Here is a 20,663-nt window from a genome sequence, read left to right as displayed (position 1 = left end):
GGCGGGTCACGCTTTCTGGCTGATTCCTGTGCAAAACCTGTCCAAAGGTACAATGTGCGTAGCCGGCAGCAGTTCTAGTATCAAGACTCCCAAGTTTCACAACAATCAGAATCCGCCGCGGCAAGTGGCGAACCAGTAGGGAGAAAGACAATGGAAGGTACTGCGATAGCGACAGTGGTAGCGGTGACAGGCAAAGCCTATGCCCGCAACGCTGATGGAGAACTCCGGGAACTGCAACAGGGCGATATACTGCTGGAAGGGGAAACCGTGGTGACCCCGGACGGGGCCAGGGTTGAACTGTCCATGTCCGATGGCAATCCGATGATTGTCACTGACGTTCCGGAACTGCTGCTGACCGCCGATATGGTTGCCGACCGCGCACCGGGCGCCGACGAAAGCGCGGTCCAGGATGAGACCGTAGACAAGGTGCTGGCCGCGCTGGAAAGTGGCGAAGACCTCGGCAATGTCCTCGCACCGACCGCAGCCGGTCCCGGCACCGCCCCCGGCCTCTCCGATGACGGACACAGTTTTATCCGCCTCGGCCGCATTGTGGAAAACACCTCTGAATTCAGCGGCGTGCTCGGAAGCCAGGGTACGGAACTCGTTGCCCCCTTCGAGGAGGCCCTGCCTTCGGTCGACGCTATCGACGACAGCGCCGAGACCGAGGAAGGCACGCCGGTTACCATCAATATCGAGCAGAATGACATCTTTGCCGAGGGCGAGGATGTCATTTCCATCACCCAGCCCAGCAACGGCATCGCGGTGCTCAACGATGACGATACGGTGACCTACACCCCGAATCCCGGGTTCACCGGTACCGATACCTTTACCTACTTCGCCATCAATCCGGACGGCTCCCAGGGCGACGTTGCTGTGGTTACCGTTGTGGTCACCGGCAACCCGGTGGTAGAACCCGTGCCGCCGCTCATCAGCATCGGCGACGATATCGTTATCGAAGGCGAGACCGCCACGGTTACCATCAGCCTGGACAAGCCCTGGGACCAGCCCGTATCCGTTACCTTTGAAAGCGAGGACGGCACCGCCACGGTAGTCGGCGGTGACTACGACCCCGACACCAATACGGTGACTTTCCCGCCCGGTACCACTGAAATCCAGATCACCTTCACTACCAACGTGGACAACCTGCGCGAAGGTACCGAATTCTTCAACGTCAACCTGAGCAACCCGGTCAACGCCGGCATCGCCGATGGGCAGGGCATTGTCGAAATCATCGACGATTATGAAGAACCCACCATCAGTATTGGCGACGACGTCGTTTTCGAGGGCGAGACTGCCGAGGTCACGGTTAGCCTGTCCCGCGCTGTGGAAGAAACGGTTACCGTTGATTTTGTCAGTGCCGATGGCACCGCAATTGAAGTCAACGGCGACTACCTGGGGACATCCGGCACATTGACCTTTGCGCCCGGCCAGACCGAACTCATCATTACCGTGGTCACGCTCGATGACGCGGAAGATGAGCCCGATGAGAACATGTTCCTCAACCTGAGCAACGCGAACAACGCGACCATTGCCGATCAGCAGGGCGTGGTGACCATCATCGATGACGATGCGCCGCCACCCCCGCCGCCGCCCCCGCCCCCGCCGCCGCCGCCCCCGGAACCCGGCGCCATCGGTGTCGAGGGCAGTGCGTCGGAAGGTGACGAGCAGTTCCTGCCCACTGGCCGGTCGCTCCTGCCGAACAAGGCGGACTTCCTGGCCCGCGACGGTTCCTTCACCGTTACCGCCGAGGACGGCCTGGATGCCATTACCATCCAGGCGGGCGCCATTGTTGCCGGAGCACTGCAAGTGGGCGCCCCGGTGACGATTGTCGATAACGCCGCACTCACTGGCAACTCGGTGATCCTCGGCCCCCTAGTGATCACCTTTACCGGTATTTCCGGCCCCAACGCGGCTGGAGAGTACACGATAAATTACACAGCGACCCTCACCGGCACTGTGTCAAACACCCTGGTTACCAGCGGTGAGCCCGGTGATGTGGCCGGTCTCGATACCATTGTCGCGGGTGTCCAGATTGTTGTCAGTGATGTCCAGGGCGATACCGCTTCGGCCGTCCACACCGTTACCCTGATCGACGACGTGCCCGATGCACAGCTCAGTGCCCTGGGCGAGGCGCTCAACAACAGCGAAATCTTCGAAGGTGAATTCCCGACCCTGATCGTGGACGAAACCTCCGGACAGGATGACAATCCCGAAGATACTGACGCCGACCGCCAGTCCAGCGCCGATTTCAGCGCCTTCTTTGCCAACGACATTGACGGCAGCGTGGGCGGTGCTGAAGACGACGTGATATTCGGCGCCGATGGCCCCGGTAGTGTCGTTTACTCTGTCAGCCTGGCGACCGGCGGCAGTGACCTGCCCGCTGACGGCAGCGTGGGTGTCGAGTCCGGCCTGTTCGTAGCCTACGGCCCCGGTGCCGACGCCGGCCAGCAGATCAGCCTGTACAACAACGGCGGTGTGATCGAGGGGCGTGTCGGCGCGAACGTCTACTTCACCATCGCCGTCGATGGCGCCACCGGCATTGTCACCCTGACCCAGACCGGCATCGGCTCTATCGCCCACCCGGATGCGCCGGACAACTTCGACGAGGTCGTGTCACTGACCGGCGAAGGCGTTGGGGAAGGCGAGAGTTCAGTGTTCTACCAGATCAACCTGACCCAGACCGTCTTCGATTCCGAGGGCGACAATGACAGCGAAACAGTCGACCTCGCCTCCGGTGTGGATACCGGCCAGGAAGGTGGCGTGGTGTACGCCTTCAACTTCTCCGATGATGGCCCCTCGGTCGATTTCGGCCTTGCCGATCCGGCTGCGGTTGCCGAGGATGCGGTGAGCCCGATAACCGGTTCGATCGCCGTGGTCGAGGGGGCGGACCAGGGTGGCACGCTGGTTATTACCCTGACCACCGGCAGCCTGAGCCAGCCGATCGCCTTCAACCTGGATGGCGTGGACGATCAGCAGTCGGCCACCGTGAACAACGGCGTGCAGGACCTGGGCGCACTGACCGTCACCTATGATGGCGGCACTGGCGCGGTGACCTGGTCCTTCGACCCGATCGCGGTGGATAACGACCTCGACGACAGCTTCCAGATGGTTGCCACCGTGACCGATGCGGACGGCGATGTGGCGGTCGATACACACACCGTCACAGTCAACGATGGCACGCCTCCCGGGAACTCCGCGGGTGTGGTGCTGAACCTGGACGAGGACGACCTGCCGGACGGCTCCAGCCCGGCTGTTCCTGTGACCACGGTACAGAGCCTGGCCTTCGTGGCGGGTTCCGATCCATTCGCCTCGATCGCTTTCTCCACTGTCCTGACCAACCTGGAGACCAGTACGGACACCCTGGCTGGCCAGGAAATCTGGTGGAACTACGAGAGCGCGACCCAGATCAAGGGTTACCTCGACGCGGGCCTGACCCAGGAAGCGGTCACGCTGGACCTGGAAAACATCAACGTGCCCGCGGGTACCGCCGATGTGCGGATGACCCTGACCGACAACCTGATGAACCTGTATGGCGACAACATCGAGACCACGCTGGCGCTGGGTTCGGTGAATGTGGTTGCCACGGATATCGATGGTTCCACCGCCACCGGGCTTGTCAGCCTCGGCATGCTCGACGACGTCCCCTCGATCACCATCGTTGAAGCCGATGCCGGTTTCGACAACCTCGATACGGTGCGCGAGGACGCGGCTGCGATCGGCGCCGCGCTCACTATCGTCGAAGGCGCGGACCAGAATGGCACCCTGTCCGTCACGGTTGGCGGCGACGACTCAATGACCGAGATCAGCTTCGCGCTGGGCGCCGCGCCGGCCTCGGTCACCGAGGACGTCACCTCCGGTGGCGAAGTGATCGGCGCGCTGACGATCGCCTGGAATGGCAGCACCGCCAGCTGGAGCTTCGACCCGGCGCCCAACACCTCCGCTGACGGCACCTTCACCTTCACCGCGACGGTGACGGACGCCGATGGCGACGTGGCGAGCGACAGCCACACCGTGACGGTGACCCAGGATGTCGCTCCGCAGGGCGGCAATTCGATTACCCTGACCCTGGATGAGGACGACCTGGCCGACGGTTCGGATACGGTCAAGGAACCGCTGACCACCTCAGATACCCTGGACTTCACTGCCGGTACCGACCCGCTGACCACGTTCCGCTTCCAGGATGCCCCGCTGGGCAACCTGCTCACGGACCTCAATGGCATCGAAGCGGGCAACGACATTGTCTGGACCCGCGTCACCGATACCCAGATCACGGGTACGGTTGGCGGTGTGCTGGCAGTGACCCTGAACCTGGTGGCGCCGGCCTCGATTGCGGCGGAAACCACCGGCCAGGTGACAGTGCAGATGGTGCTGTCGGAGAACTTCGACAACCTGTTTGGCAACGATGGCGAGCAGACCATTGCGCTGGGCAACGTGACCGTGATCGCCTCTGAACAGCCGGGCGACAGCGAATTTGCCACCGGCACGGTGAACCTGGCGGTCATCGACGATGTGCCCTCCGTGGCGATTGCCGAGGCGGACGCCGGTGCGGACAACCTCGATACGGTGCGCGAGGACGCGGCTGCGATCGGCGCCGCCATCACCATCGTCGAAGGCGCGGACCAGGATGCGACCCTGTCGGTCACGGTTGGCGGCGACGACGCCATGACCGAGATCAGCTTCGCGCTGGGCGCGGCGCCGGCCTCGGTCACCGAGGACGTCACCTCCGGTGGCGAAGTGATCGGCGCGCTGACGATCGCCTGGAATGGCAGCACCGCCAACTGGAGCTTCGACCCGGCGCCCAACACCTCCGCTGACGGCACCTTCACCTTCACCGCGACGGTGACGGACGCCGACGGCGACGTGGCGAGCGACAGCCACACCGTGACGGTGACCCAGGATGTCGCTCCGCAGGGCGGCAATTCAATTACCCTGACCCTGGACGAGGACGACCTGGCCGACGGTTCGGATACGGTCAAGGAACCGCTGACCACCTCGGATACCCTGGACTTCACTGCCGGTACCGACCCGCTGACCACGTTCCGCTTCCAGGATGCCCCGCTGGGCAACCTGCTCACGGACCTCAATGGCATCGAAGCGGGCAACGACATTGTCTGGACCCGCGTCACCGATACCCAGATCACGGGTACGGTTGGCGGTGTGCTGGCAGTGACCCTGAACCTGGTGGCGCCGGCCTCGATTGCGGCGGAAACCACCGGCCAGGTGACAGTGCAGATGGTGCTGTCGGAGAACTTCGACAACCTGTTTGGCAACGATGGCGAGCAGACCATTGCGCTGGGCAACGTGACCGTGATCGCCTCTGAACAGCCGGGCGACAGCGAATTTGTCACCGGCACGGTGAACCTGGCGGTCATCGACGATGTGCCTTCCCTGGCGATTGCCGAGGCGGACGCCGGTGCGGACAACCTCGATACAGTGGGCGAAGTCGATGCTGCGATCGGCGCAGCCATCACCATCGTGGAAGGCGCGGACCAGGATGCGACCCTGTCGGTCACGGTTGGCGGCGACGACGCCATGACTGTGATCAGCTTCGCGCTGGGCGCGGCGCCGGCCTCGGTCACCGAGGACGTCACCTCCGGTGGTGTGGTAATCGGCGCGCTGACGATCGCCTGGGATGGCAGCAATGCCAGCTGGAGCTTCGACCCGGCGCCCAACACCTCCGCTGATGGCACATTCACCTTCACTGCGACCGTCACCGATACCGACGGTGACGTGGCGACAGATTCGCACACGATTACCGTGACGGATTCGGGTGTGACGGTCAATGATCCGTCTGACCTGGTGGCTGACGAGGATGACATCGTCGGTGCCAACGGTAACCCGGGCGGTGATGGTGATGTCGACCCCACACTGTCCGGTACGGTGACGTACACGATGGGCGATATCCCGGTTTCGAGTGTCACGCTTTCCACTGGCGCGACCGGCCTGGTCACACTGGATGGCGTAGCCGTTCTCACGCGCTGGGACGACAACGGCAAGGGCGGTGTGTTGACCGGTTATCGCGCGGATGCGGCAGATCCTGGCAACCTGACGAATGCCGACAGGGTCTTTACCATCACCATTCTGGACGGTGACGTGACCAATACGGATGCGGACTACACCATGGAGTTGCTGCAGCCGGTACGTCACCATGCCGACGTAAATGCAGATGATGTCGAGACCAACACCCCGACTTTCGCTGTAACGGTACGGGTTGAGGATGCGGATGGCAGCTTCGATGCCAGCCAGAGCTTCACCGTGGCGATCAATGATGACACGCCGGAAGATTTCAACCCGGACCAGGTCATCCTCGCACCGGGTGAGAATACATTGAGCGGTATTCTGCTCAACTTCGACAACCCGGGTGCCGACGGGGCCAACCTCAGCGGCTTCTCGTTCAATGTCACCGATGGTGCGCCCGTGCTCACGATTGGCGGTGACCAGGTACTGTTCACGACCGGCTTCAGCCCACTGAGCTGGGATGTGGTTAGCGATACCCTGATCCAGGCCGTCGATGGCGACAGTAACGTGGCGATGACCGTCACCCTGAATAACGACGGTACCTATGATGTCGCGGTTGCCGACGATGTCTTCTCGATCCAGGGCGACAACGTGAACTTCACCTCGGGCAGTGGGGCTGTATCCGGAGGCAACAAGGTCTATTTCGGTATTCCCGATCTCGGTGGTGGTGCGAGCGATGTAGACGTGGTGATTTCCGCTCCCGGAAGTACTGTGAATACTGATACTTCCGAATACGGGGTGGGCACCGGCCAGTCCATTAACACCGGTGAAAGTCTCTTGCTCCAGTTCTATACGAACTCGACGACGTTTGGCAGCGTGGACAGCACCAGTTTTAACGGTACTCCCGAGCCGACCTCCATCAACAATTTCACCTTCACCATCCCCGGTGCGAGTGTGGATAACAACCTGCAGCCTGGTGATGCAAGTTTCACCGTGTGGGTCGATGGGGTCCAGTACGGGGGGAACTGGGATGTCGCGACCTTCGTGAACCAGCCGTTTACGGTGAGCACGCCAGACAATTACCACGAAGTCGAGATTATCGCTGTCGGTGGTGATGCCAGCGGCAAGAACTTCGGTGTGTCCCTGCAGGGCTTCAGCGAGTTCACGCCAAGTGACATCGCCCTGGAGGTACCGGTAACGGGTACCGATGGCGACGGCGATGCCGCGTCTGGCACCATCACGATCGGCATCGACCAGAATGGCGATGACATCGTCACCGGTGTGGTCGTTGACGGCATTGTCGAAGGGATGGGCTATTACACCAGCTCCGGCCTGTCGGGAATGACCGACCAGAACGGCAGTTTCGCCTATCGCCTGGGCGACATGATCACCTTTACCGTTGGTGCGGTGATCATTGGAACCTTCTCCGCGGAGGCCATGAGCGACGGCAAGGTATTCCTCCAGGAAATCGCCGGTGTCGGCCTGAGCGACCTCAACGACGAGTACGTGGAGAACATGGCCGTGTTCCTGCAGTCCCTCGACAGCGATGGCGATGCCTACAATGGCATCGTGATCACCCAGGGTATCCACGAGGCCTTCTCTGACGAGAGCTTCGACCTGGCGACCGTGTCCGAAGAAGAACTGCAGAGTATCCTGCTGGAAAACGGCTACACGCCGGTTGCCGAAGCGGACGCCATGCAGCACGTCAAGGACATGATCATGGAGCACGCTGGCGTCACTGAATTCGACGAGCATGTCGATGACCCGACTCCGCTGCTGGCCAGCGAGGGCGACGATGTCTTCGCCTTCTCGCTCAGCGAGGGCGGCGAGGCACCGGAGGATGTCACCATCAGCGGCTTCGGCGAGTCCGGCAACGACAGCCTCGACCTGCGCGACCTGCTGGTGGGCGAGGAGGCGGCAGATGCGGATATCTCCAGCTACCTGCATGTCACCTATGACGGTGCCAACACGGTGATCGAAGTCAGCTCCACCGGCGCTTTCACCGGCGAGGCCAGCGACGTCGACCTGGTCGACCAGACCATTACCCTCGAAGGTGTGGACCTGGTGGGCTCGGACGAACTCAGCGCAGTTATCCAGCAGATGCTGGACAGCGGTCAGCTGATTACCGATTGAGTCGCTTACGCGGTATGATCAATCCCCGTCACCGGAAGGTGGCGGGGATTTTTGCTTTCCGGTGTCAGTAGCCGGAACTTGAATCGCAGTCGGGAAACCATGGATTGCAGCGTTCGAAGGGAGAACACACATGCCGTTTGTGAAACGCAACAGCCAGGGAGAGGTGGTCGCGGTGAGCCTGGAGTGGGCTGCGGACTTTGATGAGGAATTGCCGGCGGGCTCAGTGGAGCTGGTAACCCTGCTGGGTCATGCCAGTGCAGATGACTCGCTGGCAGACACCGACCAGGATTTTATCCGTGTACTCGAGGACGTGGTGGACCTGCTGATCGACAAGGGGGTTTTCCTGTTCACCGAATTGCCCGGGTCCGCGCAGGAAAAGATTCTCAAGCGCCAGAAACTGCGCCGCGGCAGCGCGGGCAGCCTCAACCTGCTGGGCGACGATTAATCGATTTCGCCAGCTCGACGAGACCGGTTCCGAATCCGGTCTCGCTTTCCAGTCAGGCGAGCGGTGTTATCAGCCGCGACTGACGCCCGGTCCCGACAGGCCGTCTACGCCCACTTCCCGCAGGCTGGCTTTTTCGGCCTCTGAGCGCACGCCCTCGGCGTAGACCTCCAGGCCGATAGAGTGGCCAACAGTGCACAGGGTGCGCAGCAGGGTCTGGTTGGCCACGTTGGCATCGAGGTCACGCACGAAGCTGGCATCGATCTTCAGGTAGTCGACACCGATATCGTGGAGTTTGCCGAGGTCGGCTAACTGGTGCCCGACGTGCTCGATACCAATCTTGCAGCCGTGGCTCCTGATCCGTGTGCACAGCAGCTTGAACATCTCGAGATGGCGGAAGGCCATGGCCTCCGGGACTTCCAGCCAGAGCCGCTGGGCATTGTCGCGGTTGACGGCCAGGCGGTCGTTGAGCCAGGGGACAAAGTCCGCTTCCACCACCGCGGCCACCGACAGGTTGATACAGACCGGCTGGTCCTGCGACTGGATGGCCTGCAGGGCGAGTTCCACGACCTGCTTGTCGAGATCGGCGGACAGTTCCAGCCGGTTGATCCAGGGCAGGAAGAGCCCGGCCGCGAGATGGTTACCTTTCCAGTTGAGTCGCGCCAGGCCTTCCTGGTGGATCAGCTGGTTGTTCAGGCCCACGAGGGGGAAAAACTCCAGGTAGAAATTACGCTCGCGGAAGGACTGGGTCAGGATGCCACGCCAGTCCTCCAGCTGCTGGCGTATCGGCTGCACCTGGATATCACCTTCGTAGGCGATGCTGATGCTGGTGGCGCCTTCGCGTTCATTGGACAGCAGCGCGCCGTCCAGGCGCGTCAGGATCTTGCGGATGGTATCGCCGTGGGCGTAAATCGTGGTCGCCGTCGGCAGCAGGATTTCCCGGTCATCGATACTGTGTTTTTCGAGTACCCCGCGAATGGCGTCGCGGGCCTGGGTGGCGGCATCCAGCGGGTCCATGGCACGGGGCGCCAGTACGGCGAAGTCCGAACCGTTCAGGCGCGAGGCGGCCCAGCGGCTGTGGGCCATGGTAATGCGGTTGAGTTCCTGGCCGATCGCCCGCAGTACGCTGTCCATGGTGGCGCGGCCGAACAGCTGGTTGAGTTCCGCCAGCCGGGTCAGGCGTATCAGGCTGAGACTGCCGGTGGCGTTGACGTCGTCGCTTTCCAGTGCAGCTTCTACTGATTTCATGAACGGTTCGCGGTTGTTCAGGCCGGTTACCTTGTCCACGTGGGCTTCCTGCTGCCATTTCTGCAGGCGCTTGGCCTCCTGTGAGAGCATTTGCTTGATGCGCGCGGAGAGCTCGTTCATCGCCTGCACCACCTGCCTGAATTCCAGGGTGCTCGGCTCCGGGATGCTGATGAAGCGGCGCTCGCCGATGGCGCGCGCCTGGTTGACGACGTCATCCAGGGGTTTGAGGATGCGTTTCAGCACCTGGCCACCGATCAGCCCGGAGACGATCATCGCGGCGAGAAAAATGGCGGCGAGAATCTGCGCGCTTTCCCACAGCCGCTGATAGGCAAATTTCGAGTGGCTGCGCAGGGTGAGGGTGCCGACCTGTTGCCAGCCGGACTGCACGCTGGCCACGCCGTCCTCGACGTTGATCGGGAACAGGGACATGAACCATACGGGTACGCCTTCGACGGGATGTTCATCCTGGCGCAGGATTTTCAGTTTGCCCTCGGGGTCGCGCAGCTCGATGAGTTCATAGAAGCCGGTGTCAAACTGCGCCGACAGGGTCAGTTCCAGCAGTACGTCGTCCGCCCCCTGCTGGGTCAGGGAGAGCGCGAGAGCTGCGGCGTTGTCGGCATTTTTCATCGTAATCTGCTGCTGTAAATAGGACTTTGCCGAAAGTGTGGACACCAGGAAGCTGCCACTGAAAACAATCAGCAGAAGGCCGATGATCGCCAGCCAGAGTTTTGAATGTAGAGACATGTTCAGGCTCCGTTTCTCATCGTTTAACCCAGCCCTTCGGCGGCCGCGCGCTGCAGCAGGTCCCGCCAGCGGGAGAGTTTGGCACCGGGGTCGGTGGTGGCGGGCGCCGCCCTGCCGCCAACCCAGAGGCCCTTGCTGTTAAAGCCGTAAACCGGGGTCAGGTCAGTGCGTTTGGTGGCCGGGTAGATATCGGTTATCAGGTTGTCGAGAATCTCGGGAACCGCGCTCGGTGTCGGGTAGTAGGCCAGCACCATGTGCGCGGCGTGAATGCTGCTCTGGGGCCCGCCCATCTGGGCCTTGACGTAGGTGATGCGCAGGCGGTCGACGTCTACGCCACCGAGTATGAGCATGGTGTACTTGGCAATCGCGAAATCCTCGCAGTCGCCCATGCCGTTGCCCATGGTCTCCAGCGGTGTTGCCCAGTAATCCGCCTGGCCCCAGGCTTCCGGGTCCTGTACCCAGCGGATGCGCCGGTTGAAAAAGTCATTGGCGGTTTTCAGTTTCTGCGCTTCGGGCATGGACTGCATGGCGTCTATGGTGGCGTGCCATTCGTCCACCAGCGCTACGGTGGAAGTGCCATAGCGCTGCTGGGCAATACTGCGCATCCGGTCGAAGTCGAGCTGTCCCCAGACCAGCGTGGCGGCGAGAAGGGATGCCAGCAGCGCAAGAACCGGTCGTGGGAAATATCTTGCCTGCACGATCAATGCCAACACCAAGGCCTCAGATGGGGTAAGTGACTTCCTGTCAGCGCCTGTAATGTGGGCTGGACGCGTGAGAATATTAGACTACTTTATAGGATACAAAAGGTCAGGGCAGCCCGAAATCAGCCGGGAGAAGTGGGTTCGGGAGTTCAAAATGTGACGTAGTTCATAGATTTACTGACCTTTAGCACGTCTAAAGGGGCATCCAACTTATATTAAACTGAACAACTTGTGTGCGAAATTAGTACAGCCACGCCTATTACCCATGCCTGGCTGGTGAATCGGGGCAATTACAGGATATTAGAATGAAACTGAATCGTATGAGGGTGGCTGTTCTGGCAGCCACCATGGGGCTTGCTACGGGCGTATGGGGACAAAGCGAGGCGCCCGCAGAAACCGGCATCGTTGGCGATTTCAACACTGCCGTTACCCGTGGGGTCATGCGCAGCCCCAGGGTCAACGCGGACTGGTACAACTTTGAAGCCAGCCGCGAAGCGGAGCGCGGTGCGCGCGGTGGTTACTTCCCCAGCGCTGACCTGTATTCCGAGTGGGGCAGGGAAGACCGCGAGACCCCGCTGGTAGATTTCGGTGATTACAGCCGCGACGCCACCCGCTTCAGCATCACCCAGATGCTCTTCGACGGCTTCGCCACCCGCGACGAGGTGGCCCGCCTGGGTTACGCCAAGCTTTCCCGTTACTACGATTTCAAGCGCTCCTCGGAAGAAGCGGCGCTGGAAGCCGTGATTGCCTACCTGGATACGGTCAAGTACCAGAATCTGGTGAAGTTCGCCCAGGACAACTACCTGGTGCACCGCGAGGTCTTCAAAAAGATCGAGGAGCGTACCGGCGGTGGTGTCAGCCAGGGTGTCGACCTCGAACAGGCCGCAGCCCGTATCGCGCTGGCGGAATCCAACGTGGTCACCGAGATTACCAACCTGCACGACGTGATCACCCGCTTTGAGCGTGTGGTGCACGCCATGCCGGCCGATGACCTGCAGCTGCCGGCGGTACCGGATACCAATATCCCCGAGTTGCGTGAAGCCGCCCTGCAGATGGCTTACCAGCGCAGCCCGGTGATCAATGCCGCCATCGAGAACCTGCGCTCCACCCAGGAAGCCCTGAACGCCACCAACGCGCCCTTCATGCCCCGTCTCGACCTGCGCTACCGCAACGAGGTCGAGCACGATACCGACGGTGTAGAGGGACGCTACGACGAGGAAGCGGTGGAGCTGGTGGTCCAGTACAACCTGTTCCGCGGCGGCGCCGACAGCGCCCGCAAGCGCGAGTACTACAACCTGTACAACGCCGCTATCGAGGAGCGCAAGCAGGCCTGCCTGAACGTGCGCCAGGAAGTGTCCATCGCCTTCAACGATATCCAGTCCCTGGAACAGCAGGTGGAGCTCACCCAGCGCAACATGATGGCCCAGGACAAGACCCGGCGCGCCTATCGCGACCAGTTTGATATCGGCCAGCGCACCCTGCTCGACCTGCTTGACTCGCAGAACGAATTCTTTGATACCCAGCGCGCCAACATCAGTGCCCAGACCGACCTCGCTGCCGCCCAGGCGCGCACCCTGTCGAACATGGGCCTGCTGCTGGCATCCCTGGACGTCAACGGCCTGAACGCCGACAAACTCGCCACCCTGGACCTGGATTTCTCCCGCGACGCGGATGACGAGAATGCCCAGGCCCTGTGTCCGCAGGCGGCACCGATGCCCGCCTCGGTCGATCGCGACGCGCTGTTCGAGCGCCTCAACGCCAAGGCCGACCCGACCGCAGCGACGGCGCTGGCCGGGCTGGCGGCGGGCAACGAGCGCTACCGCGACGTGGGCGACATGGTCTCTCTCGATCTCGACGTTCAGTTCGAGCACAATTCCTCGGTGATTCGCTCAGCCTACGACAGCGAGATCGCCAGGGCCGCGGCAGTGCTGCGTGAAAATCCCAGTGTTCGCGCCACCGTGGAAGGCCACACCGATACCACCGGTACGCCGGAATACAACCTGTGGCTTTCCGAGCGTCGCGCCAACGCGGTGCGTACCATGTTGATCAACGAACACGGCATCCCGGCGGAACAACTGGTAGCTATCGGCCACGGCCAGACCCAGCCGATTGCCAGCAATGACACCGTTGAAGGGCGGGCGAAGAACCGTCGCGTGGAAATGGTGATGGACGTTGTGAAGTAATCTGTACCGCTAATGCCGGTATTGCACCGGTTCGAGAGGGCGCCTGAGGGCGCCCTTTCTGTTTGTGTCGGGTAATGCCGGCAGGAATGGGCCTCCCGCTTCGCGGTCCTGCCCCGGTTGCCGCTTCAGTGGCAGAACTCGTCGATGGCAATGGCGAAATTGAGGCTCTGGCCGCTGGATATGGTGAAGGTGGTGATGCCGACCAGGTTGCCGGAGCGGTCAAACAGGCCACCACCGGAGGAGCCGGCGGAGATGGCCGTGTCGGTCTGGATGAGTTGCAGGTTATCCCGGCTGCGCTTCTGCGCCACGATGCCGCGCGACAGCGAGGTTTCCAGCCCCCTGGGATTGCCGATGGCGGCGACATCCTCACCCACCCTCAGGCCATTGTGGGCACGCGCGTTCTGCACGAACGACGGCAGCGGGCGATCCACCGACAATATGCAGCGGTCCCCCTCGCGATCCGCTGCCGCGACTTTTGCCGGCAAATTTTGCCCGATGCGGCGCAGCGTAATGTTGCCGGGATTTTCAATCACGTGGCAATTGGTGACCAGTTCCTGTGGCCCCACGGCGATCGCGGAACCCTGGACCTGGCTGTTGCCGTTGCGGGAGTCCACGCCCCACACTGCCGGCGAGTTGATCTCGAAGACATTGCTCCAGTCGCCGTAGCGGTTCACCGCGTACAGGCCGCACAGGGATGATGACAGGGGGCGCCAGGCGGGCCAGCCGCCGAGGCCGGCGGGCCTGGCCGCGACGCTCTCAGCACTGCCGCGCGCCGCTGCGCCCGCGGGTCGCTGGAAGCTCAGCGCGGCGACAAAAGGGTAGCCCCGCGATGGGTTGCGGCGAGCCTCATCGATCACCTGGCGCTGGGCCGAACTCATCAGTGCGATGCGCTCGTCGACATAGCGCTTGCGGTTCGACTCATAGGAATAGCGTTCGCCGTAAACGAAGTTGTCCTTGGCACAGGAACCCCAGTCCGGGCTCTGCGCCAGTTCCAGGCCCCGGCGCCAGTAGTAATAGCCGATATTCCAGTTCTCGTGGCGCGGGCTGGCCCCGAAATACAGTTCCGCAAGGCTCAGTTCCGCCTCGCAGCGCAATTCCGGATCCTGCGTGCCGGCGAGTTTTTCCAGTGCGCGCAGGGCGTCGTCGTAGAGTCCGCGGGTCACCAGGGCCTGGGCGTAGGTCATCTCGAGGTCCGGGGCGCCGTTGTTGACGGCGACGCTGAGGTAGCGAAAGGCTTTGGCCGGGTCGGCCGGTACGCCCTGCCTGCCGCTGGCGTAGGCCCGGTAGAGAAAGGTGCCGCTGTTGGCGAGAGTGGCGCGGTCGCTGCCATTCTCCACGTAAGCCTCCAGTATCGGGAGCAGTTCACCGGTACGCTGGCTGTCGCGGTAAAAGGCCGCGACCAGAGACAGTGAACGGGTGTCCCCGGAGGACGCTGCCCGCGCGCAGTTGGCCACCTCGCGGTCCCTCAGTCGGGCGAGGGTGGCGGTATCCTGCCCCTTGCCGTAGCGGTAGTCGCCCTCGGCATTGCGGCCGCGGGAATCGATGATCGAGGGTGGGCAGACGCCGGACTGCAGGTCGTTTTCAGCGCGTGAGCCGGTGGCCTCGCGACCGCCCGGGGACGAACTGCAGCCCGCCAGTACGGCCAGCAGTGCCAGCGCAGGTGCCAGCAGTACAAGGTTTCCGGGCGACCCCGCCACTGCCCTGCGGCGGTGTCGCCGACATCGGGAATTTTCCCCTGCACTAATCATGCTGATGTAGTCCTCGCCCTGGTCTTCGCGTTATTGTCGCGTTTATGCAGCACAGATAATACTGAGCAAGCTTTCCTGCTGGTAGCCCTGCGTAGGCGGTCATGGATGTAGCCCACCAGAGTTTAGTGGAAACGGGGTTCGGTTCCTGAATCGTACTTTATTATCAGCGAAGCTATAGGGTCAGTTTAGTTACATGACGGTAGTGTGCCCGCCGAGCGCGAGACAGAATCTGCCCGCAGGGACACGCCAAAAAGCGCACATCCATGTGCAGGCTTGGGTGGCGACATTCATGTCGCCACCCGCTTCCAGCGGGCAGTTTCCGTCACACGCCTTACCTTTGGCACAAGTTACCAGTCCCCGGTTTACAACGTCGTGGTTCACAAGGCCTCAACCGCTGGCAATCCTCGTTGTGTTTTGTCCATAATGACGAGATGAATCCGCCCCATCCACCCGCCATCGATCGCACCGCCCTGGTATTGACCGGTGGTGGTGCGCGGGCGGCGTACCAGGTCGGCGTGCTCAAGGCCGCGGCGGAAATCCTGCCGAAACACGCTCACAACCCGTTTTCCATTATCACCGGCACATCGGCGGGTGCGATCAACGCCGTGGCCCTGGGTGCCTCCGCCAATAATTTCCGCCTCGCGGTCAAAAAGGTCGAACGCATCTGGAGTAACCTGTGCGTGGAACACGTTTACCGTGCGGGTTATCGCGACCTGGCGGGAAGCATGTTGCGCCTGCTGGTGTCGCTGTTTCACCGCGGCACCGGTGTCGGCAAGCCGCTGGCCCTGCTGGATACGGCGCCGCTGGCGGAACTGTTGCACCGGACGATCGATTTTGGCGACCTCAAGCGCCGCCTCGACAGCGGCCAACTCGACGCCATCGGCGTCACCGCCTCCAGTTACGATACCGGCGAGTCGATAACCTTTTTCCAGAGTGGCCTCGACCGGGAGATGCTGCCGCCCTGGAATCGCCATCGCCGCAAGGGGGTTCCCGCGGAACTCTCGGTCGCGCACCTGCTGGCCTCGTCGGCCATTCCCACGCTGCTGCCCGCCGCGCGCATCGGCGATACCTATTTCGGCGACGGCGCCCTGCGCCAGCTTTCGCCGATCAGTCCGGCCCTGCACCTGGGCGCGCAGCGGATCATGGTCGTGGGTGTCAGCGGCAACCGGACCCGGCCCGCGGTGGCGCGCATGCAGAACCGAACGCCCTCGCTGGCGCGCATGCTCGGCCACGTATTCAACAGTGCGTTCATCGATGCGCTGGAAAATGACATGGAACACCTCGAGCGCATCAACGAACTGGTCGGCATGATGCACAACGAAAATCCGCACAGTTACGCCGGCGGATTGCGCGAGGTGGATTTCCTGTGCATCAACCCGACGATCGAGATTGACGAGATCGCCTCACACCACCTGCACAGCCTGCCACCGGCGATGCGTACCCTGCTGAATATCACCGGCGCTACCCCGCGCGGTGGCGGTACCAGCCTTGCCAGTTACCTGCTGTTCCAGGGGGAATTCTGCCGCGAGCTGATCGACACCGGTTACCGCGACGCACTCAGCCAGCGCGAGATGCTGGAGCAGTTTTTCCGGCCGCGTGACCCACTGCTGCTGACCGGTAGGGCGTGATACCATGCGCGGTAAATAAATGTCAGGGTCGCAGGCTTGAAACGTTTTTTCGTGATTTTTTCCGTGGTGCTGGTGGCGCTGTTCACCCTGGAGATGCTCAATCCGGTGCAGGAGCACGTGGTCGTGCCGTTTACCGGTATGCTGGCGAAAATCAGCGCCGCCCTGGTGTCCCCCTTCGATCCCAATGTCATGGCCTATGGCAAGGTCCTGCAATTCCGCGATACCGGCTTCGCCGTATCCATTGAGGCGGGCTGTAATGGCGTAGAAGCCACCATTGTCCTGGTCGCCGCCGTGCTGGCCTTCCCCGCCAGCTGGAAGCAGCGCCTGGTGGCGATCCTGGTGGGTTTTTTCGCCATCCAGGCGCTGAACCTGGTGCGCATCATCAGCCTGTTCTATCTCGGCGACTGGAACCTGGAAGTCTTCTCCTGGGTGCACCTCTACCTGTGGCCGGCATTGATCATGCTGGACGTATTGATCGTGTTTATCCTCTACCTGCGCCACCTGTCGAAGTCGCAGATGGAAGCGGTCCATGCAGCCTGACCGGGCGCTGCGCCAGTTCCTGCTGTTCGCATTCGTCCTGATCCTGCCCTGCTTCGCCCTGTGGACCGTGGCGGCGCAGCCACTGGCCATGCCGGTGGTGGGGCTCGTCGATCTGATCCTCAAGACCTGGTTTCCGACGATTGTGGAGCAGTTGCAGTTTCATGGCGCCGACACTGTGCTGCTCACCCGTTTCGGGGAGTTGAACGGCACCCCGGTTCCGCCCTCCCAGTCCGAGTACCAGCTGGGTTTCACCATCAACCCGGGCATCCTGTCCTACTCCTTCGCGTTCTATGCTGCGCTGCATTTCGCCACCCAGAAAAAAGAGTACCTGTGGAGCTTTCTCACCGGGGTCATGGTGCTGTATCCACTGTTCCTGCTGGGTGTCGTCAGCCTTTGCCTGAAGCAGTTGATGGTCAACCTCGGTCCCCTGTTCCTGGACCAGCCCGGGGTGCTGGTGCCCAACAGCAACCTGATCGCGCTGTTCTACCAGCTGAACGTCCTGATCATCCCGACCATCGCGCCGATAGCGCTGTGGATCTGGCAGAACTGGGATACCCCGCTGTTGCGCGGCGTGTTCCGCCGCGATGAGGAAACGCCCGCGGAAACTGCGGGGCATTCGCTGTTATCCGGGGCGCCAGCGGAGCGCGACTGATACCCCCGGGAATTGCGCTCAGTAGCGGGGCAGTTCCCTGTCGACGGTCAGCGCCCAGGCGTCAATCCCGCCCTCCAGCACACTGATTCGCTCAAAGCCCGCCATCCGCAACTGCTGCCAGGCGCGTTCGCTGCGCCCGCCGTGGTGGCAGGTGAGCACATAGTGTGCAGTGGGGTCCAGTTGCCGGAGGCCCTGTTCCAGTTCATCCAGTGGCAGCAGCAGGGAGCCTTCGATATGGGCGATGGCGTACTCCTGCGCCTGGCGGACGTCGAGTACCCGCGGCGGGTCTCCCCCGGCCAGCCGCACCGCCAGTGCCGCAGGGCTGATGGTGCTGGCAGCGGGCTGGGCAGAACCACCGTTGTGCGCCGCCCAGCTGGCGCTGAAAACCTCGTAACTGCCGCTGCTTTCCCTGTGCGGGCCGCAGCCCGGACATTGTGGGTCCCTGCGCAGTTCCAGTTCGCGAAAGTGCATGCCCAGGCCGTCAACCAGCAGGAGCCTGCCGATAAGGGGTTCGCCGATACCCAGCACCAGCTTGATGGCTTCCAGTGCCTGCAGGCTGCCGAGGATGCCGGGTATGACCCCCAGTACGCCGCCCTCTGAACAGGAGGGGACCAGTTCCGCTGGCGGCGGTTCGGGGAACAGGCAGCGCAGGCAGGGGCCCTGGCGTGCGTCGAACACTGTCAGCTGGCCTTCGAAACGCAGCACGCTGGCGTGCACGTCGGGTTTTCCTGCGGCGATACAGGCGGCGTTGAGCAGGTAGCGGGTGGCAAAGTTGTCGCTGCCGTCGATGATCACGTCATAGCCTTCGATCAGCGCCATGACGTTGTCGGCCTCGAGTCGCATCGGGTGGGGCTGGATGGTGATTTCCGGGTTGAGCGCCGCGAGACGCGCGCATGCTGCGTCAAGTTTGGGCTGGCCAACCTCGTCGCTGGCGTAGAGCACCTGCCGTTGCAGGTTGCTCAGGTCGAGGGTGTCGAACTCGGCAATGCCCAGGTGCCCGATACCAGCGGCGGCAAGGTAGAGCGCCGCCGGGGAACCCAGCCCGCCGGCACCGACACAGAGTACGCGGGCGGCCTTCAGGCGCTGCTGGCCCGCGGGGCCGATCTCGGGCATGACCAGGTGACGGCTGTAGCGCAGGTATTCCGCCTTGTTCAGCTCAGGCATGGGGACAACAAACTCCGGTTTTCTGGCGCAGTTGCGGCGCGGGTGAGCCCGACTAAGATTATAGTCGGTGTGATGGGCGCAGGCCCGCGAAGCGGCTGGGAGGTTGGCATGGCTGGCGTGAGATTACTGGTGGGTACCCGCAAGGGCGGTTTTATTCTTACCGCCGCGGAGGATCGCAATGACTGGCGTATCGACGGCCCGCATTTCGCAGGCTGGGAAATCTACCATATGGCGGGCTCTCCCGCCGATCCGCAGCGTATCTACGCCTCCCAGGTCAGCGACTGGTTCGGCCAGGTTATCCAGCGTTCTGATGACGGCGGCAAGACCTGGGATGCGGTGGGCAATGCCTTCGACTACGAGGGCGACGTCGGTACCCACCAGTGGTTCGACGGCTCCCTGAAACCCTGGCAGTTCAAGCGGGTCTGGCACCTCGAACCGGCGCCGGACGACCCCGATAAAATATACGCCGGCATCGAGGACGCGGCCCTGTTCCTGTCCGAGGACGGGGGGCAGAACTGGCGGGAATTGCCCGGCCTGCGCGGCCATGGCACCGGGCCCGACTGGATGCCCGGCGCCGGCGGTATGTGCCTGCACACGATCCTGCTGAACCCCGCCCATCCCGGCCGCATCACGGTGGCGATTTCCGCTGCAGGGGCCTTCCGCAGCGACGACTACGGCGAGACCTGGAAGCCGATCAACCGCGGCCTGCACTCCGCGCAGATGCCGGTGCCGGATGCGGAAGTGGGGCACTGTGTGCACCGCCTCGCCGCCCATCCCGCCCAGCCCGACGTGCTCTACATGCAGAAGCACTGGGATGTCATGCGCAGCGACGACGCCGGTGACAACTGGTACAGGATCAGTGGCAACCTGCCCAGCGATTTCGGTTTCCCCATCGCCGTGCACGCCCAGGAACCGGAAACCATCTACGTGGTACCCCTCACCGGTGACGACCAGCGCTTCCCCGTGGACGGGCGCCTGCAGGTATTCCGCAGCCGCAGCGGCGGCAACGACTGGGAGGCCCTGGGCAATGGCCTGCCGCAGTCCCACTGTTACGTGAATGTGCTCAGGGACGCGATGACGGTGGATGCAATCGATCCCTGCGGGATCTATTTCGGGACCACCGGCGGCCAGGTCTACGCCTCGACGGACAGCGGTGACAGCTGGCAGACCCTCGCCCGCGACCTGCCCCCGGTGCTGTCGCTGGAAGTGCAGTACCTGCCGTGATCGAGGTTGTGCTGCCGACTCCGCTGTACCGGCTGGCGAAAATCAGCGGGCCGGTGCTTGTCGAATTGAAGGGAGAAGTTACCCAGCGTGCGCTGCTGGGCGAGGTCGAATCGCGCTACCCGATGCTGCGGGGCACCATGCGCGATCCGCATTCCGGCAGGCGTCGGGCCTATGTGCGTTTCTTCGCCTGCAAGCGGGACCTGTCGGATGCCTCCCCGGACGAACCACTGCCGGCGGCCGTGGTCTCCGGGGAGGAGCCTTTCCTGGTGGTCGGCGCCCTGTCGGGCGGCTGACCGGT

General features: G+C 62.6%; 12 protein-coding genes. 8 read left to right on the top strand and 4 right to left on the bottom strand.

Going from position 1 to position 20,663, the window contains the following annotated elements:
* Positions 1–150 precede the first annotated feature (150 nt).
* Complete coding sequence (locus ACNKU3_RS09910) at positions 151–8,091, top strand: retention module-containing protein (RefSeq protein ID WP_418259293.1); 7,941 nt, start codon at positions 151–153, stop codon at positions 8,089–8,091.
* Positions 8,092–8,221: 130 nt separating this feature from the next.
* Positions 8,222–8,536: a hypothetical protein gene (locus ACNKU3_RS09905; RefSeq protein ID WP_418259292.1), complete on the top strand. Its 315-nt coding sequence runs from the start codon at positions 8,222–8,224 to the stop codon at positions 8,534–8,536.
* A 69-nt stretch (positions 8,537–8,605) separates the two neighbouring features.
* Here ACNKU3_RS09905 and ACNKU3_RS09900 read toward each other — a convergent pair whose 3' ends face one another.
* Together ACNKU3_RS09900 and ACNKU3_RS09895 are read right to left on the bottom strand one after the other, a co-directional pair.
* Positions 8,606–10,525, bottom strand: coding sequence for an EAL domain-containing protein (locus ACNKU3_RS09900; RefSeq protein WP_418259291.1), 1,920 nt, complete (start codon positions 10,523–10,525; stop codon positions 8,606–8,608).
* Between the two features lie 23 nt (positions 10,526–10,548).
* Positions 10,549–11,238: a transglutaminase-like cysteine peptidase gene (locus ACNKU3_RS09895; protein WP_418259290.1), complete on the bottom strand. Its 690-nt coding sequence runs from the start codon at positions 11,236–11,238 to the stop codon at positions 10,549–10,551.
* Between the two features lie 293 nt (positions 11,239–11,531).
* Here ACNKU3_RS09895 and ACNKU3_RS09890 point away from each other — a divergent pair, with 293 nt between their 5' ends.
* The gene (locus ACNKU3_RS09890; RefSeq protein ID WP_418259289.1) at positions 11,532–13,409 is read left to right on the top strand and encodes a TolC family outer membrane protein; all 1,878 of its coding nucleotides are present in this window, start codon (positions 11,532–11,534) and stop codon (positions 13,407–13,409) included.
* 125 nt (positions 13,410–13,534) lie between these two features.
* Here the strand turns inward: ACNKU3_RS09890 and ACNKU3_RS09885 are convergent, their stop codons facing one another.
* Complete coding sequence (locus ACNKU3_RS09885) at positions 13,535–15,157, bottom strand: trypsin-like peptidase domain-containing protein (protein WP_418259288.1); 1,623 nt, start codon at positions 15,155–15,157, stop codon at positions 13,535–13,537.
* Positions 15,158–15,588: 431 nt separating this feature from the next.
* On the opposite strand from ACNKU3_RS09885, the gene ACNKU3_RS09880 reads away from it, so the two are divergent.
* The 3 genes from ACNKU3_RS09880 to ACNKU3_RS09870 are packed head-to-tail and all read left to right on the top strand — an operon-like array spanning position 15,589 to position 17,977.
* Entirely contained in the window at positions 15,589–16,785 is a 1,197-nt protein-coding gene (locus tag ACNKU3_RS09880) for a patatin-like phospholipase family protein (protein WP_418259287.1), read from the top strand.
* A 36-nt stretch (positions 16,786–16,821) separates the two neighbouring features.
* Complete coding sequence (xrtH, locus tag ACNKU3_RS09875; RefSeq protein WP_418259286.1) at positions 16,822–17,325, top strand: exosortase H; 504 nt, start codon at positions 16,822–16,824, stop codon at positions 17,323–17,325.
* Positions 17,315–17,977, top strand: a complete 663-nt coding sequence (locus tag ACNKU3_RS09870; protein ID WP_418259285.1) for an exosortase H-associated membrane protein — start codon at positions 17,315–17,317, stop codon at positions 17,975–17,977. Before xrtH ends, ACNKU3_RS09870 begins: the two co-directional genes overlap by 11 nt.
* Positions 17,978–17,995: 18 nt before the next feature.
* Here ACNKU3_RS09870 and moeB read toward each other — a convergent pair whose 3' ends face one another.
* Entirely contained in the window at positions 17,996–19,141 is a 1,146-nt protein-coding gene (moeB, locus tag ACNKU3_RS09865) for a molybdopterin-synthase adenylyltransferase MoeB (protein ID WP_418259284.1), read from the bottom strand.
* A 108-nt stretch (positions 19,142–19,249) separates the two neighbouring features.
* Between moeB and ACNKU3_RS09860 the strand changes: the two genes are divergently transcribed.
* Together ACNKU3_RS09860 and ACNKU3_RS09855 are read left to right on the top strand one after the other, a co-directional pair.
* Complete coding sequence (locus ACNKU3_RS09860; protein ID WP_418259283.1) at positions 19,250–20,365, top strand: WD40/YVTN/BNR-like repeat-containing protein; 1,116 nt, start codon at positions 19,250–19,252, stop codon at positions 20,363–20,365.
* Positions 20,362–20,658 (top strand): MoaD/ThiS family protein, encoded by a 297-nt coding sequence (locus ACNKU3_RS09855; RefSeq protein ID WP_418259282.1) that lies wholly within the window; start codon positions 20,362–20,364, stop codon positions 20,656–20,658. Before ACNKU3_RS09860 ends, ACNKU3_RS09855 begins: the two co-directional genes overlap by 4 nt.
* Positions 20,659–20,663: the final 5 nt, after the last annotated feature.

Origin of the sequence: Haliea sp. E17 (assembly GCF_048323675.1) — a bacterium.
Lineage (GTDB): Bacteria > Pseudomonadota > Gammaproteobacteria > Pseudomonadales > Halieaceae > Mangrovimicrobium.
This window is presented reverse-complemented; position numbering and strand designations above follow the sequence as displayed.